Source organism: Streptomyces sp. NPDC042100 (assembly GCF_055582325.1).
The window spans coordinates 559,814-575,539 of the sequence record NZ_JBVJDK010000002.1 but is presented as its reverse complement, the minus strand read 5'-3'; the positions used below and the strand labels follow the sequence as shown (position 1 = coordinate 575,539).

13 protein-coding genes and 1 tRNA gene are annotated in these 15,726 nt (G+C 74.8%); 13 read left to right on the top strand and 1 reads right to left on the bottom strand.

Features of this window, described 5'->3' with window-relative positions; all coding sequences use genetic code 11:
• The first annotated feature begins 91 nt into the window (after positions 1-91).
• From ACZ6J5_RS06730 to ACZ6J5_RS06680, 11 genes are all read left to right on the top strand, one after another.
• Positions 92-859, top strand: a complete 768-nt coding sequence (locus ACZ6J5_RS06730) for a GntR family transcriptional regulator (RefSeq protein ID WP_469388356.1) — start codon at positions 92-94, stop codon at positions 857-859.
• Positions 860-1,017: 158 nt separating this feature from the next.
• Positions 1,018-2,154, top strand: coding sequence for a TIGR03364 family FAD-dependent oxidoreductase (locus tag ACZ6J5_RS06725; protein ID WP_469388352.1), 1,137 nt, complete (start codon positions 1,018-1,020; stop codon positions 2,152-2,154).
• Between the two features lie 5 nt (positions 2,155-2,159).
• The gene (locus ACZ6J5_RS06720; protein ID WP_469388349.1) at positions 2,160-2,837 is read left to right on the top strand and encodes a phosphonatase-like hydrolase; all 678 of its coding nucleotides are present in this window, start codon (positions 2,160-2,162) and stop codon (positions 2,835-2,837) included.
• Entirely contained in the window at positions 2,834-3,892 is a 1,059-nt protein-coding gene (locus tag ACZ6J5_RS06715) for an ABC transporter ATP-binding protein (RefSeq protein ID WP_469388347.1), read from the top strand. Before ACZ6J5_RS06720 ends, ACZ6J5_RS06715 begins: the two co-directional genes overlap by 4 nt.
• Positions 3,885-4,787, top strand: coding sequence for a 2-aminoethylphosphonate ABC transporter permease subunit (locus ACZ6J5_RS06710; RefSeq protein ID WP_469388344.1), 903 nt, complete (start codon positions 3,885-3,887; stop codon positions 4,785-4,787). The genes ACZ6J5_RS06715 and ACZ6J5_RS06710 overlap by 8 nt, the downstream gene beginning before the upstream one ends.
• Positions 4,774-5,571, top strand: coding sequence for an ABC transporter permease (locus ACZ6J5_RS06705; RefSeq protein WP_469388342.1), 798 nt, complete (start codon positions 4,774-4,776; stop codon positions 5,569-5,571). Before ACZ6J5_RS06710 ends, ACZ6J5_RS06705 begins: the two co-directional genes overlap by 14 nt.
• 21 nt (positions 5,572-5,592) lie before the next feature.
• Positions 5,593-6,660 carry a 2-aminoethylphosphonate ABC transporter substrate-binding protein gene (locus tag ACZ6J5_RS06700; protein WP_469388340.1) on the top strand — a complete coding sequence of 356 codons (1,068 nt, stop codon included), beginning with the start codon at positions 5,593-5,595 and terminating at the stop codon, positions 6,658-6,660.
• Between the two features lie 145 nt (positions 6,661-6,805).
• Positions 6,806-8,386, top strand: coding sequence for an alkaline phosphatase family protein (locus tag ACZ6J5_RS06695; RefSeq protein ID WP_469388337.1), 1,581 nt, complete (start codon positions 6,806-6,808; stop codon positions 8,384-8,386).
• An 81-nt stretch (positions 8,387-8,467) separates the two neighbouring features.
• Complete coding sequence (locus ACZ6J5_RS06690) at positions 8,468-9,247, top strand: HAD-IIA family hydrolase (protein ID WP_351662848.1); 780 nt, start codon at positions 8,468-8,470, stop codon at positions 9,245-9,247.
• 86 nt (positions 9,248-9,333) lie between these two features.
• Positions 9,334-9,921 (top strand): hypothetical protein, encoded by a 588-nt coding sequence (locus ACZ6J5_RS06685; RefSeq protein ID WP_469388334.1) that lies wholly within the window; start codon positions 9,334-9,336, stop codon positions 9,919-9,921.
• Positions 9,922-9,925: 4 nt separating this feature from the next.
• Positions 9,926-10,576, top strand: a complete 651-nt coding sequence (locus ACZ6J5_RS06680) for a class F sortase (protein WP_469388331.1) — start codon at positions 9,926-9,928, stop codon at positions 10,574-10,576.
• Between the two features lie 255 nt (positions 10,577-10,831).
• Here ACZ6J5_RS06680 and ACZ6J5_RS06675 read toward each other — a convergent pair.
• Positions 10,832-10,905 (bottom strand) — tRNA-Lys (locus tag ACZ6J5_RS06675).
• A 183-nt stretch (positions 10,906-11,088) separates the two neighbouring features.
• On the opposite strand from ACZ6J5_RS06675, the gene ACZ6J5_RS06670 reads away from it, so the two are divergent.
• Both ACZ6J5_RS06670 and ACZ6J5_RS06665 read left to right on the top strand, forming a co-directional pair.
• A complete protein-coding gene (locus tag ACZ6J5_RS06670) occupies positions 11,089-12,507 on the top strand; it encodes a peptidoglycan-binding protein (RefSeq protein ID WP_469388329.1) in 1,419 nt (472 codons plus the stop codon).
• 1,047 nt (positions 12,508-13,554) lie between these two features.
• Positions 13,555-15,684 (top strand): SPFH domain-containing protein, encoded by a 2,130-nt coding sequence (locus tag ACZ6J5_RS06665; RefSeq protein WP_469388327.1) that lies wholly within the window; start codon positions 13,555-13,557, stop codon positions 15,682-15,684.
• The last annotated feature ends 42 nt before the right edge of the window (positions 15,685-15,726 follow it).

Below are 15,726 nucleotides of genomic sequence, written 5' to 3'. Positions count from 1 at the left end.
CCACGCGGCCCACCCCCCCCCGAGTCCGGCGGCACGCGTAAGCCACCCCGCGTACACCGTCCCGTTCACTCCCATCTGCAACGATCACCGGGTGGAGAACCCGAACAGCCCCGATGACCCCGGCGCGCCGATCCGCTCCGGCATCCCCGAGCACGGCCGCATCCCGAAGTACTACGCCGTGAAGGCGAAAGTCGCCGCGCTCATCGCCGAGTTGGGCGAGGGCGGGGCGCTGCCCACCGAGCGGGATCTCGCCGTCCGCTACGAGGTCTCGCGCGAGACCGTCCGGCAGGCCCTGCGCGAGCTGCTGCTGGAGGGCCGGCTGCGCCGCCAGGGGCGCGGCACCGTGGTCGCCGGGCCCAAGCTGGAGCAGCCGCTCTCGCTCGCCAGCTACACCGAGGGCGTCCGCAGACAGGGCCGCACCCCCGGGCGTTCGCTGATCTCGCTGGACCGCTTCCCGTGCCCCGAGGCGCTCGCCCCCGAGGTCGGCGCGGCGCGCGGCGAGCCCGTCTGGCACATGGAGCGGGTGCTGCTCGCCGACGAGGAGCGGGTCGGCCTGGAGAGCACGTACGTCTCCGAGGCGCGCGCCCCGCGCCTGGACACGGACTTCGACCCCGACTCGTCCTTCTACGCCTATCTCCACGACCGGCTCGGCATCTCCTTCGGCGACGCCGACGAGCGGATCGAGACCGTCCTGGCCACCCCGCGCGAGGCCCTGCTGGTCGGGACCCCGCCCGCGCTGCCGATGCTCCTCATCCACCGCGTCTCGCGGGACACGGCGGGCCGGCCGCTGGAGCGCGTCCGCACGCTCTACCGGGGCGACCGCTTCAGCTTCACGGCCCACCTGGGCCGCCAGGGCTGACCCCGGGGCGCCCGCCCGTCCGCCTGCCTTCGGCGCCCTTCCCCACCCCGCACCGGTAACGGAACGATAACGGGTCTAGTCCAAGTTTGGCGGCCCGTTCACCATCCCGTCGCCCAGCCGATCGGTCCGGGTCACCCGCCGCCCCGACCGTGAACGGCATGAAGGTGATCGTCGTAGGAGCCGGCGTGGTGGGAACCATGCACGCCTGGCACGCAGTCGAACGCGGCCATGAGGTCGTCCACATCGAGCGCGAGGCGGAGGCGCGCGGCGCCTCGCTCCGCAACTTCGGCCAGATATGGGTCAGCGGCCGGGCGGGCGGCGAGGAGCTCGACACCGCCCTGCGCGCCCGCGAACTCTGGGAGGGCATCGGCGCCCGCGTCCCCGGACTCGGCTTCCGGGCGATCGGGTCCCTCACCCCCGTGCGCAACGCGCTCGAACTCGCCGTCGCCGAGGCCGCCCTGGCCCGCCCCGACGCCGCCGCCCGAGGCTACAAGCTGCTCACCGCCGCCGAGGCGCTGGCCGTGAACCCGGCCCTGCGCGGCGCGTTCGACAACGGCGTCGCCCAGGCCGCCCTGTGGTGCGAGCGCGACGCCGCCGTCGAGCCCCGCACCGCCCAGCTCGCCCTCCGCGAGGCCCTGCTGGCCACCGGCCGCTACACCTTCCTGCCGAACCGCGAGGTCCGCGAGGTCGTCGGCGAGCACGCGGTCCGCGACGACCACGGCGACACCCACACCGGCGACACGGTCGTCCTGTGCACCGGCGCCTGGCTCTCCGGCCTGGTCCGCGAGATCGCCGGCCCGGTCCCGGTCCGCCGGGTCCGCCTCCAGATGATGCAGACCGACCCGCTCGGCGAGCCGCTCACCACCTCCGTCGCCGACGCCGACTCCTTCCGCTACTACCCGGCGTACGCCTCCCCCGAGCTGGACGCCCTCAACGCGGGCCAGGCGCAGGACCCGACGGCCGCCGCCCACAAGATGCAGCTCCTCATGGTGCAGCGCCTCGACGGCGGGCTGACCATCGGCGACACCCACGAGTACGAGCACCCCTTCGCCTTCGACACCCTCGAAGACCCCTACGAGCACCTCACCCGCGTCGTCGAGTCCTTCCTCGGCCGCCCCCTGCCGCGCGTCCGGCGCCGCTGGGCCGGCGTGTACGCGCAGTGCACCGACACCAGCCGCGTCGTCCACCGCCAGCGGGTGCGCGACGGCGTGTGGCTGGTGACCGGACCCGGCGGACGCGGCATGACCTGCTCGCCCGCCATCGCCGAGACCACCGCGAACGAACTGGGCTGGTGACCGCCATGCAGAAGCACAACCTCGTCGTCCTCGACATGGCGGGTACCACCGTCGCCGACGGCGGCCTCGTCGAGCAGGCCTTCACGGCCGCCGCCGAACGCCTCGGCGAGGACCCCGCCACGATGATCGACTACGTCCGCGCCACCATGGGCGAGTCCAAGATCTCCGTCTTCCGGCACCTCTTCGACGGCGACGAACAGCGCGCCCAGCAGGCCAACCTGGCCTTCGAGGACGCCTACGGAGAGCTCGTCACGGCCGGCCGGATCGCCCCCGTCCCCGGTGCCGCCGAGGCCATCGCGGCCCTGCGCGAGCAGGGCAGGACCGTCGTCCTCACCACCGGCTTCGCCCGCGTCACCCAGGACGCCATCCTCGACGCGCTCGGCTGGCGCGAGCTCGTCGCCCTCACCCTGTGCCCCGCCGACGCGGGCGGCCGCGGCCGGCCCTACCCGGACCTGGTGCTCGCCGCCTTCCTGCGCACCGGCGCCGTCGACGACGTCCGCCACACCGTGGTCGCCGGCGACACCTCGTACGACATGCTCAGCGGTGCCCGCTCCGGCGCCGGGATCGTCGCCGGCGTCCTCACCGGGGCGCACGGCGAGGCCGCGCTCACCGAGCACGGCGCCACCCACGTCCTCGCCTCCGTCGCCGAACTCCCCGACCTGCTGCGGGAGTACGGGGCATGACCAGCGGCATACGCTTCGACGGCGTCTCCGTCCGGTACGGCGACCACACCGTCCTCGACGGCCTCGACCTCACCGTGGGGCCCGGCGAGGTGATGGCCCTGCTCGGGCCCTCCGGCTCCGGCAAGACCACCGCCCTGCGGGCCGTCGCCGGCTTCGTCCGGCCCGCCGCCGGGCGGGTGTTCATCGGCGACCGGGACGTCACCGCGCTGCCGCCGCACAAGCGCGGCATCGGCATGGTCGTCCAGCAGTACGCCCTCTTCCCGCACCTGCGGGTCGAGGACAACGTCGCCTTCGGACTGAAGGCGCGCAAGGCGCCCAAGGGCGAGATCCCCGGCCGGGTCGCCGAGGCGCTGGAGATGACCGGCATGGGGGCGTACGCCCGGCGCTACCCGCGCGAGCTCTCCGGCGGACAGCAGCAGCGCGTCGCCATCGCCCGCGCCCTCGCCATCCGCCCCGACGTCCTCCTCCTCGACGAGCCGCTCTCCGCGCTCGACGCCCAGCTCCGCTCCGGGATGCTCGCCGAACTGGCCCGCCTGCACCGCGAGCTGCCCGACGTCTCCATCCTGTACGTCACCCACGACCAGGTCGAGGCGCTCACCCTCGCCGACCGGATCGCCGTCATGGACCGGGCCCGGCTGCGGGACTGCGGCACCCCGCAGGAGCTGTACCGCAGGCCCCGCACGGAGTTCACGGCCTCGTTCGTCGGCAACGCGAACCTGCTGCCGGTCGTCGTCGGCGCCGACGGGGTCACCCTCGACGGCGTCGCCCTCGACGTGCCGGTCGCCGGCACCGACGCCGTGCCGGGCGCGGGCGCCACCCTGTGCGTCCGGCCCCACCTCGTCGGCCTCGGCCCCGGGCCCAACGCGCTGAGCGGCCGGATCGCCGAGGTCCAGTGGCGGGGCTCCACCCACCGGCTGTACGTCGACGTCGGCGCCCGGCGGATCAAGGCCGACGTCCGCGAGCTGCGGGAGACCCCGGCGCTCGGCGACGAGGTGACCCTGCACTTCGCCCGCGAGGACGCGGTGCTGCTGGCCGCCGGGGTGAACGATGACTAGCCCGGGCGCGGGCGTCGTGGCGGCGCGGCCCGCGGCGGACGCCGCGCCCGCCCTCCCCCGGACGCCGTCCGAGGAGCCCCGGACCGGGACCCGGGCGGGCGCGCCCACCTGGTTCTGGACCGTCCCCCCGGTCCTCGCCCTCGCCGTCGTCTTCCTCTACCCGCTCGCCCTCGTCGTCCGCGAGTCCCTCGCCCCCGGCGCCTACGCCGAGGTCTTCGCGTCCGCCTCGTTCCGGGACGCCCTGGTCACCACGGTGTGGCTGGCCCTCGCCGCCACCGCCGGGTGCCTCGTCCTCGGCTTCACGCTGGCGCTGGTCATCGCCTTCGTACCGTTCCCCGGCGGGCGGGCGGTGGCCCGGTTCATCGACGTCTTCCTGTCCTTCCCGTCCTTCCTGATCACCCTCGCCCTGCTCTTCCTCTACGGCACCGTCGGCGTGGCCAACGGCCTGTGGACGGACCTGACCGGCGCCGCCGACGGGCCCTTCCACTTCCTGACCACCCCCTGGGGCGTGCTCCTCGCCGAGATCACGTACTTCACGCCCTTCGTGATGCGCCCGCTGCTCGCCGCCTTCTCCCAGCTGGACACCGCCCAGCTGGAGGTGGCGTCCTCGCTCGGCGCCCGCCCGCTGCGGATCGTGCGGCGGGTGATCCTCCCCGAGGCGCTCCCGGCGCTCGCCGCCGGCGGCAGCCTGGTCCTGGTGATGTGCCTCAACGAGTTCGGGATCGTGCTCTTCACCGGCGCCAAGGGCGTCACGACCCTCCCGATGCTCGTCTACGGCAAGGCCATCCTCGAATCCGACTACGCCTCGGCCTGCGTCGTCGCCGTCGTCAACGTGGTGCTCTCCGTCGGGCTCTACGCCGTCTACCGGGTGGTGAGCCGCCGTGCTGGTGCATAGCCGAGCCGGGAGGTGGGCGGTCTGGGCCCTCTTCGCGGTCCTCTTCGTCCCGCTCTTCGCCCTGCCCCTCCTCGTCATCCTCGCCGCCTCCCTCTCCACCCACTGGTCCGGCGCCTTCCCCTCCGGCCCGACCACCGCCCACTACACCGCCGCCCTGCGCGGCGAGTCGCTGACGGCGCTCACCACCAGCCTCGTCACCGCCCTCGCCGCCAGCGCCCTCGCGCTGACCGCCGGCACCTGGGCCGCGCTCGCCGCCGCCGCGCTGCGCAGGCGCGGGCGCCGGATCGTCGACGCGCTGTTCATGCTGCCGGTGGCCGTGCCCTCGGTGGTCGTCGGCCTCGCGGTCCTGGTCGCCTTCTCGCAGCCGCCGCTGCTCCTCAACGGCACCCGCTGGATCGTGATCCTCGCCCACACCGTGCTCGTGACGGCCTTCGCCTACCAGTCCGTCTCGGCCGCGATCCGGCGGCTCGACCCGGTGTACGAGCAGGCGGCGGCCAGCCTCGGCGCCCGCCCCTCGTACGTCCTGCTCCGGGTCCGGCTGCCGCTCCTGCTGCCGTCGCTGACCGCGGCGGCCGGCCTCTGCTTCGCCCTGTCCATGGGCGAGCTGAGCGCCACGATGATGCTCTACCCGCCGGACTGGCTCCCGCTGCCGGTGCTCATCTTCACCGCCACCGACCGGGGTTCGCTCTTCACGGGCTCCGCGCTCGCGGTGGTCCTCATGGCGGCGACCCTGCTGGTCCTGCTCGCCGTCTCCCGCATCCGTACCAAAGCCTCGTACCGCTAGCCGTCAGGAGAGAACGACGTCATGCTTACCCCCTTCCCGTACGCCAAGCCGATCGCCGCCGTCACCGGCTGCCTGGCCCTCGCCGCCACCCTCACCGCCTGCGGCGGCTCCTCCGCGGCCGCCGACGAGAAGGTCGTCACCGTCTACAGCGCCGACGGCCTCAAGGGCGAGGCGGGCGACGGCTGGTACGACAAGGTCTTCAAGGACTTCGAGAAGCAGACCGGCATCAAGGTGAAGTACGTCGAGGGCGGCTCCGGCGAGATGGTCCAGCGCGCCGCCCGCGAGAAGAACAACACCCAGGCCGACGTCCTCGTCACCCTGCCCCCCTTCATCCAGCAGGCCGACTCCAAGGGACTGCTCCAGGCGTACGCGCCGCAGGGCGCCGACCAGGTCAGCGGCGCCGACAAGGCCGACGACGGCAAGTGGACCTCCGTCGTCAACAACTACTTCGGCTTCATCCGCAACAAGGGGCAGGCGAAGCCCGCCCCCACCACCTGGGAGGAGCTGCTGGACCCGAAGTACAAGGACAAGGTCCAGTACTCCACCCCCGGCGTCGCGGGCGACGGCACCGCCGTGCTCATCAAGGCCCTGCACGACTTCGGCGGCCAGGAGCCGGCCATGGCCTACCTGAAGAAGCTCCAGGCCAACAACGTCGGCCCGTCCTCCTCCACCTCCAAGCTCGCCCCGAAGGTCGACAAGGGCGAGATCCTGGTCGCCAACGGCGACGTCCAGATGAACTACGCCCAGGCCCGGTCCATGCCCAACCTGGACATCTGGTTCCCGGCCAAGGCGGGCGGCAAGCCGACCACCTTCGCCCTGCCGTACGCCGCCGGGCTCGTCGCCAAGGCCCCGCACACCGAGAACGGCAAGAAGCTGCTCGACTTCATGCTCGGCGAGCAGGCCCAGCGCGAGGTCAGCGCCATCGGCGGCGGCTTCCCCGCCCGCAAGGACGTCAAGCCCACCGACGCCAACGCCCTCGCGCTCGCCAAGCTGATGGACGGCGTCGAGGTCTTCGAGCCGGACTGGTCCGACATCGACACGAACCTCACCGCCTACGTGGACGCGTGGAAGACCGCCACGGGCAGCTGAGAGTTCACCGCACGTCCCTTCCGCCCCGCACCCGTATAGCGAAAAGATAACGGGTACGGACCAACGCCAGATCGCGCGACGCCCCTGAGCAATCAGGGGCGTTGGTGTGCCGTCAGTTCACCCCCGATCACGGAGGACTCCCGACATGCCGATCCCCGGCATCGCCAGCTCCGCCCAGCCGTCCGCCCGGCCGACCCGCCGGACCCTGCTCGCCGCCGCCGGCGCCACGGCCGCCGTCGCCGCCACCGGCCTGGTGACCGCCCCCGGCACCCAGGCCGCCACCACGGCCGCCGCCGCCCCGACGCTCCCCGACGGCATCAGCAAGGACAAGGTGCTCGTCGTCGGCATGGACGGCCTGCGCCACGACCGCATAGACGCCGCCAAGGCACCCACCCTCAAGTCCCTGATGGCGAACGGCACCTACGGCCGCTCGCTGCTCTACGCCAACCCGATGGCCGCCACCTCCTCCGGCCCCGGCTGGTCGACCATCTCCACCGGCGTCTGGCCCGACAAGCACGGCGTGAAGGACAACACCTTCACCGGCCGCGACTACGGCACCTACCCCGGCTTCCTCGCCCGGCTGCACCAGGTCCGCCCCGGGCTCTCCCTCTTCGCCGCCGTCGACTGGCCCGAGCTCGACACCTACGGCACGGTCACCCCCGGCGCCGACGCCAAGATCGTCTACAACAACGACTACGCCGTCAACGACCGGGTGATCACCGAGATCACCGAGGACGTGCTGCGCAACCAGAACCCCGACGTGCTCTTCGTCTACTTCGGCGAGACCGACGAGATCGGGCACAGCTACGGCGCCGCCAGCCCCAAGTACACCGACGCCATCGACGTCCAGGACGCCTACCTCGGCCGCCTCCTCACGGCGATCCGGGCCCGCCCGACGTACGCGACCGAGCGCTGGACCGTCATCGTCGCCACCGACCACGGCCACACCGACGCCGGCGGCCACGGCGGCTCCAGCATCGAGGAGCGCCGCACCTTCGTCCTCGCCCAGGGCCCCGGCATCGAGGCGGGCGCCCGCCCTGTGGACACCCGGCTCGTCGACGTCGCCGCCACCGTCTTCTGCCAGCTCGGCATCGTCCCCGACCCGGCCTGGGGCCTGGACGGCAAGCCGGTCCAGGACCGCTCCACCGACCCCTTCGACACCCTCCACCCCTCCCTCACCGGCCGCGTCGACGAGACCGGCATCCCCGCCGGCGTCCTCGGCTTCACCCGCACCGCCCCCGCCGGCTGGTCCGTCATCAACAACGCCATGGGCACCGGCGGCGTGACCGAGTGGCGCGGCTGGTCCTTCGCCACCGACGAGTTCTGGTCCCGCTCCCAGCGCGACCAGTCCCGCGAGCTCAACGTGCGCGCCCGGGGCGTCTTCGCGGTCGCCGACTCCGACGAGTGGGCCGACAAGAGCTTCTCGGGCACCTACGACTCGACCCTGGTGACCCCGGCGTACCCGGTCGCGGGCGCGAGCCGGGTCACCCTCGGCTTCACCACCCTCTACCGCCAGGAGGGCGCCCAGACGGCCGAGATCCTGGCCTCGTTCAACGGCGGCACGCCGACGGTCGTCAAGAGCTACACGGCGGACGTCATCTCGCGGCCCCAGTCCGTCCCGGTCGCCGTCCCCGCCGGGGCGAGCAGCGTGAGCTTCCGCTTCCGCTACACCGGCTCCAACAACTGGTACTGGGTGATCGACGGGGTCACGGTCGCGGCTTCCTGACCTAGGCTGGGGGCGTCGCCACAGAGCTGTCGCGTCGCCCCCAGCACACCGGAAGTCTTGTACGGCAGGAGTCCCGAACCCATGGCAGAGCGCAAGCCGATCGAATCCTGGCTCACCGACATGGACGGCGTCCTCATCCACGAGGGCGTGCCCATCCCCGGCGCCGACGCGTTCATCACCAAGCTGCGGGACACCGGCAAGCCGTTCCTGGTGCTCACCAACAACTCGATCTACACCGCGCGCGACCTGCACGCGCGCCTGGCCCGCATGGGCCTGGAGGTCCCGGTCGAGAACATCTGGACCTCGGCGCTGGCCACCGCGAAGTTCCTCGACGACCAGCGCCCCGGCGGCACCGCGTACGTCATCGGGGAGGCGGGCCTCACCACGGCGCTGCACGACATCGGCTACGTGCTCACCGACCACGACCCGGACTACGTGGTGCTCGGCGAGACCCGCACGTACTCCTTCGAGGCCATGACGAAGGCGGTCCGCCTGATCAACGCGGGCGCCCGCTTCATCTGCACCAACCCGGACGAGACCGGCCCGTCGCTGGAGGGCCCGCTGCCCGCCACCGGTTCGGTCGCCGCCCTGATCACCAAGGCGACGGGCAAGGAGCCGTACTTCGCGGGCAAGCCGAACCCGCTGATGATGCGCACCGGCCTGAACGCGATCGGCGCCCACTCGGAGTCCAGCGCGATGATCGGCGACCGCATGGACACCGACATCCTGGCCGGCCTGGAGGCGGGGATGCAGACCTTCCTGGTGCTGACCGGCCTGACCTCGCAGGCGGAGATCGACCGCTTCCCGTTCCGCCCGTCCAAGGTCGTCAAGTCGATCGCGGACCTGGTCGAGCGCATCTGACCGACGGGACGCGCGTCCCCTGGCCGCCGCCCTGCGGATGCGGAACGGCCCGAACCGGGTGACCCTGCCAGTATCAGGAGGTCACCATGCGTTCAGGTCCCATCGCTCTCCGTGCCGCGGGGGCGGCTCTGGTTCTGGTGCTCGCGCCCACGGCGGGCACCGCCCTGGCCCACGACGGAGTCCAGGCCACCGTCACCCCCGCCAGCACCCATCCCGGCGCCGACGTCGACATCCGGGTCACCGGCTGCAAGGGCACCACCGGCGCCGCCAAGTCCCAGGCGTTCGTCGCCGACGCGGGTCTCACCGGCCGGGACGGCGGGAAGGACCCGCTGTTCGGCGACACCACCCTCAAGTCGGGTCTCGACGAGGGCACGTACAAGATCAGCGTGACCTGTGACGGCCACGACCACCCCGACGTCGGCACCGTGCACGTCAAGCGGCACCAGGAGCCGACCCACCACCCGTCCCCGATCGCCCCGGTCCGGGCGGGCGGCGGCGGCACGGCCGCCTTCGCCGCCCCGGCGGCCCCCGGCGTGGCGCAGACCGCCGCCGAGGAGGGGCTGGGCACCCCGTACACGCTGCTGGGCCTGGGCCTGGCCGCCGTCGCCGCCGTGTCCGTCGCCTTCCGCAGCGCCCGCCGCCGCGGCACCGGCGCGGGCCAGGGCGCGGACTGACCGGGTGTCCTCCGGGCGGGCGCTGACCGGGGCGGCCTGGGCGCTGCTGCTGTGCGGCCTGTGGCTCTGGGGCCGGGACGCGGCGGACGGCCCCGCCGTCCCGGCGCCCGCCACCGGCGACATCGCCGCCGTGGGGCGCCCGCTCGGGCTGCCGCTGCCACCGGCGCACGCCCCGACGGCGGCGGTCGAGCCGCGCCGGGTCGAGATCCCCTCGGTCGGGATCGCCGCCCCGGTGGTGGCCCGCGGCCTGGACGCGGCGGGGGCGATCGACCCGCCGCCGTTCGAGATGCCGCAGACGGTCGGCTGGTACGGGGCGGGCACCCGCCCCGGCGCCTCGGGCGCCGCGCTCCTCGTCGGGCACGTGGACACCGAGACCCGCCCGGCGGTCTTCTACGGCCTGAGCGCGGCCAGGCCCGGCGCCACGGTCGACGTAACCCGTTCGGACGGAAGCGTCGCGGAATTCACCATCGAGGACGTCCAGGTCCTCGAACGGGAGGGCTTCGACCCCCGGAAGGCGTACGGGCAGCGCCGGCCCGACCAGGCCGAGCTGCGGCTGATCACCTGCGGCGGCACCTTCGACCGGGAGGCGGGCGCCTACACGGCGAACGTGGTGGTCTCGGCGTACCTGACCTCGGTGAAGACGGCCAAGGGCTGACACCGGCGAGCTCGCGGCGGGGGCGTCCGACCGGGCACCGGCCGGCGGATCGGCTCCCGCCGGCCGCCGGCCGGACCGGTCCTCGACCGCGGGCTCACGGGCCGCGGGAGGAGCCCGGAGCCGCCGCGGGAGGTCGGGTTCCGCTCACTGTAGGGCGAGGCCCGACCCCGGGCCCAGAGCCCGTACGCCGAACACGAGCGAACGATTGCATACGACTGAGGCCCCCACCATCGGTGGGGGCCTCAGTCATGCGCGTGCGCCGCCAGGGACTCGAACCCCGGACCCGCTGATTAAGAGTCAGCTGCTCTAACCAACTGAGCTAGCGGCGCCTGCTGACATCGAGAACTCTACAGGACCCCCGACCGTGCTCCTGACCATTCACCGCCCCGCCCGGCCTGTCGGATGGTCGTATCGAGCCTTCGATCCGTCAAAATGCGATTTGTCCAGACAGTTGAGACACTGGCGCCCGTGCAGGAGCTCCAAAAGATCTTGACGAGTGTGGAGGGGAACACATGAGTGTGCCGGTCTTCGAAGAAATCGAACCCGCGTCGGACTGCGCCTGCGCGGGCTGTGCGCGGCAGCGGCGCGACCTCGCGCTGGGGCTCCCCGTACGGGCGGGCGGCCCCCCGGCCGCGCACGGCGCCCGCCGCGCGCTGGTCCTGGTGACGGCGGCGGGCGTCGTCCTCGGCGGCGCGGGCACGGGCGCGGCGGACGCGGTGGCGGACTCCGCCGACACGGCCGGGGCGACGACGGCGGCGGCGGGCGCGGAGGCCCGCCTCCTGGCCGCCGTCCCGGGCCCGGAGACCCCGCAGGGCGGCGCCGGCCCGCTGCACGGCGCGCCGGGTCCCGGCTCGGCGCCGTCCCCGGACGCGACCCCGACGACCAGTCAGATCTCCACCGCCACCCTGCGGAAGACGACCCGGGCCGAGATCATCAACCGCGCGAAGATCTGGGTCGCGGCGCAGGTGCCGTACTCGATGGAGCGGTACTGGAGCGACGGCTACCGGCAGGACTGCTCCGGCTACATCTCCATGGCGTGGAACCTGCGGAGCAACGAGTGGACCGGCAGTCTCGACCGCTTCGCCGACCGCGTCGACCGCGCGGACCTCCAGCCCGGCGACATCCTGCTCTTCCACAACCCCGCCAACCCGACGCGCGGCTCGCACGTGACGATCTTCGGCGGGTGGACGGACTACACCCACACCTCGTACATCGCGTACGAGCAGACCAAGCCGCGCACCCGGAAGCAGGCGACTCCGCTCGCGTACTGGGAGAACTCGGACCGCTACCTCGCCTACCGCTACAAGGGCGTGGTGAGCGGCGGCTCGGGCAACGCGGGCTCGGGCTCGGGCTCGGGCACGGGCACGGGCACGGGCACGGGCACGGGCACGGACACCACGGCGACGCCGTACCCGGGCGCGGCGAGCTTCGGGCCGGGCGCGAACAACGCGTACGTCACGCAGCTCGGGCGGCTGCTGGTGGCGCGCGGCGGCAAGAAGTTCTACGCGCAGGGCCCCGGCCCCCGCTGGGGCGAGGCCGACCGGAAGGCGACCCAGGCGTTCCAGCAGGCCCAGGGGTGGAAGGGCGGCGCGGCGGACGGTCTGCCGGGCCCGCAGACGTGGGCGCTGCTGGTGTCGGGGCAGGGCAAGGACATCGGCGGTTCGAGTGGTTCGGGCGGGTCGAGCGCAACTGCGAGCGGGTTTCCCGGGCGTGGCTACTTCCGTCCGGGCCAATCCAGCGCATATGTGGAGAAGCTGGGCAAACAACTGGTGAAGCGGGGCTTCGGCAAGCACTACGCGTCGGGTCCCGGTCCGCAGTGGACGGAGGCGGACCGCCGCAATGTCGAGGCCTTCCAGCGGGCCCAGGGCTGGCGCGGCGGCGCGGCCGACGGCTACCCGGGCCCGGAGACCTGGCGGCGCTTGTTCCGATGACCCCGAGAACGTGAGGCGGACCGAATGACGGCATCGACCCCGAACCCCCCGGACTCCGGCCCGGCGGCCACCCGAGACGCGGCCAGAACGGCCCGCCGCCTCACCGACGGCCGCCTCCGCCCGAACCCGCCGGACCCGACCCAGGGGGAGCCGGCCCGCGAGGCCGTGAGCCGTTCCGGGGACGGTACGGGCTCGCCGGCGCGCGGCCCGGTGGCGGCTGACCTGGCGGGCCCGGGGACGGCGACGGCCCCGGTGGGGCCGGTGGCCCCGACGCCCCCGCCGTCCGGCACGGCGCTCGCGCCGGGGGCGGTGGGTGCGGCGGCTTCGGGGGTGCGGACGGCCCAGGTTGCCCAGGCGGGGCTGACGGCTCCGGTGTCCGCGTCGGGTGCGGTGGCCCGGGAGGGCGGGGCGGGTGCGGCGGCCTCGGGGGCCCAGGCACCCCGGGCGGGGCTGACGGCTCCGGCTGCCTCGACGCCTGCGGTGAGCCCGACGGCTTCCGCGTCTGCGACGGCCTCGGTGCCCTCGACGGCCCCGGTCGGCGCCGGGGTCCCGGTGACCCGGGCGGTGCCCGCCGCCTCCGGGCCCGCGACGAGCACGGCGCACCCGGAGGGCGCGGTAGGCACGGCGACTTCGGGGATTCCCGCCGCCTCGGCGGGCCAGGCGGCTCGTACGGGACCGGCGGCCACGCCGCCCGCGACCGGCGCGCCGGGCCCGAGGGCCCGGGCGGCTTCGGCCGCCCCGGTGACCTCGGTGACCCCGGGGGCCCCGGGGGCCGGGACCGCCCCGCAGGTCCCCCCGACCGGGACGGGCCCGATCACTCCGGCGGCCCGGGCGCCTCAGCCTCCCGTCACGTCCCCGGCGCGGCCGACGCCCCCGGCCGCCCCGGCGGACCCGCCTGCCCGGACGCCCCACGCCGCCCCGGCCCCCCGGGCGACCCCGGTAGCCCCGCTGGGGCTGACGCCCCCGGCGGTCCCGGCGGACCCGCCCGCCCGGACACCGCACCCGGCCCCGGCGGTCCGCGCCAACTCGGCTACCCCGGAGGCCCCTGTGGCCCCGGCCATCCCGGCGGACACGCTCACGCGGACGCCCCACGCTGCCTCCGCGACCCAGGCCACCCCGCCGGTTCCGGCGACCCACGCCAACCCGGCGGTCCCGGCGGCCCTCGCCACCCCGGCGGTCCCGGCGGCCCAGGCGGCCCGCGCCACCCCGGAGGCTCCCGTGACCCTGGCGAGTCCGGCGAGTCCGGCGGACCTGCCTGTCCGGCCGCCTCACGCCGACCTGGCGACCCCCGCGGCCCTGGCAGCCCCGGCCACCCCGCCGGTTCCGGCGACCCACGCCAACCCGGCGGTCCAGGCGGCCCGCGCCACCCCGGCGGTTCCGGCGGCCCAGGCGGCCCGCGCCACCCCGGAGGCTCCCGTGACCCTGGCGAGTCCGGCGAGTCCGGCGAGTCCGGCGGACCCGCCTGTCCGGCCGCCTCACGCCGACCTGGCGACCCCCGCAGCCCCCGCGGCCCCCGCGACCCCCGCGACCCGGGCCACCCGGGTGGCCCCGGTGGGCCTGACGCCCCCCGCCGCTCCCGCCGCCCCTGCGGCCCGGGAGGGCCACGTGCCGGTCCCGGCGAGCCCGGCGGCCTCCGTGGCCCCGGCGGACCAGGCCCCCGCACCCGCCACCCCAGCCTCGGCGCAGCCGCGCGGCGAGGCCACCTCCGCCGCCGAGGCCCCCGCCCACCCGCGCGGCGAGCGCGACGGCAAGGCCACCCCAGCCGCCGACACACCCGCCCCCGCCGGCAAGGCCCCCGCCGACGCGCCCCCCACCCCCGTCCGCCTCGACCGCGCGTCCGGCCGCAAGGCCCGCCCGGTGCGCGGCTCCGCCGGGAAGCCGTCCGGGGCCGATGGGGGAGTCGACTTCGCGTGGATCGCCGGGGCGCGGGCCCAGGGGATCGCCGTGCCCGTCGCCGCCTCGCCCACCTCTCCCGTCTCGCCCGGCTCTCTCAACTCGTCCGCCTCGCCCGTCCCGTCCGCCTCGCCCGCCGCACCCGGCCCGGCCCCGCGGCCCCCCGTGACGCGGCGGCGCAACGTCATCGGGACCGAGACCACCGGGTCCATCCCCGTGCACCTGCTGTTCCGTGAGGAGGTGGACGGGGCCGACGACGGGGGCCCCGCGACCGTTCCCGTACCCAAGCCGAAGGTGCCCGCGCACAAGCCGGCCCCGCGCGGCGGCGCGGCGGTCCCCGCGCCCGCCCGGACGCCCGCGCGGCCCGCCCCGACCGCCGACCCCCAGCTCGTGGAGCGGCCGGGTCCGGTGCTGCCGGGCTGGGTCGGCGTGGCCGGCGGGGCCCTCGCGCTCGCGGGGTGCGCGGCCCTCGTGTGGTGGACGGGGGCCGTCCCCGAGGAGGCCGCGCGGATGCTGCGGCTGCCCTCGCGTCCGTACCACGGGATCCACCTCGGCCAGTGGGGCCTGCTGGCCCTCGGCGTGCTCCTCGCCCTCTTCTTCCTCGGCGGCCTCGGCCGCGGCCGGGTCGGCTACGCGCTGGTCCTGACGCTGTTCGGCGACTACCGGGGGACCGTCCGCCGCACCGGGCTGCTCTGGGTGAGCCCGCTGCTGCTGCGCCGCCGCGTCGACGTGCGCCTGCGGCACTGGCGCAGTGAGCCGCTGCCCGCCGTCGACGCGAAGGGCACGGCGCTGGACGTCGTCGTCCTCGTCGTGTGGCGGATCCGGGACACGGTCCGCGCCGCCCTCGGCGTGGCCCGGCACGAGGAGTATCTGCGCGAGCAGGTCGAGGCGGCGATGGCCCGGGTGCTCAGCCAGCTCCCGGCGGACGCCTTCCACGAGGACGCGCCGACCCTCCGCGACGCGGAGGCGGTCGGCGAGGCGCTGACCCGGATGCTGTCGGCGGAGTGCGCCCCGGTCGGCATCGACGTCTTCTCGGCGCAGCCGACCCGGATCGAGTACGCCCCGGAGGTCGCCGCCGCGATGCGCCGCCGCCGGATCGCCGCGATCGACGCGAAGCACCGGGACAGCGTCCTGACCTCGGTCGTGGACGCGGTGGACGACGTGGTCCACCGGCTGACCTCCCGTGGTCTGGTCGAGCTCGACGACTACGAGCGCAAGGCGCTGGTGAAGGACCTGACGGTCGCGTTCTACACGGGCCGCACGGGCCCGGGGGAGGGCGCGTGACCCTCGCTCATTGGTATGGACATGCTCAACTTCCGGCCATAC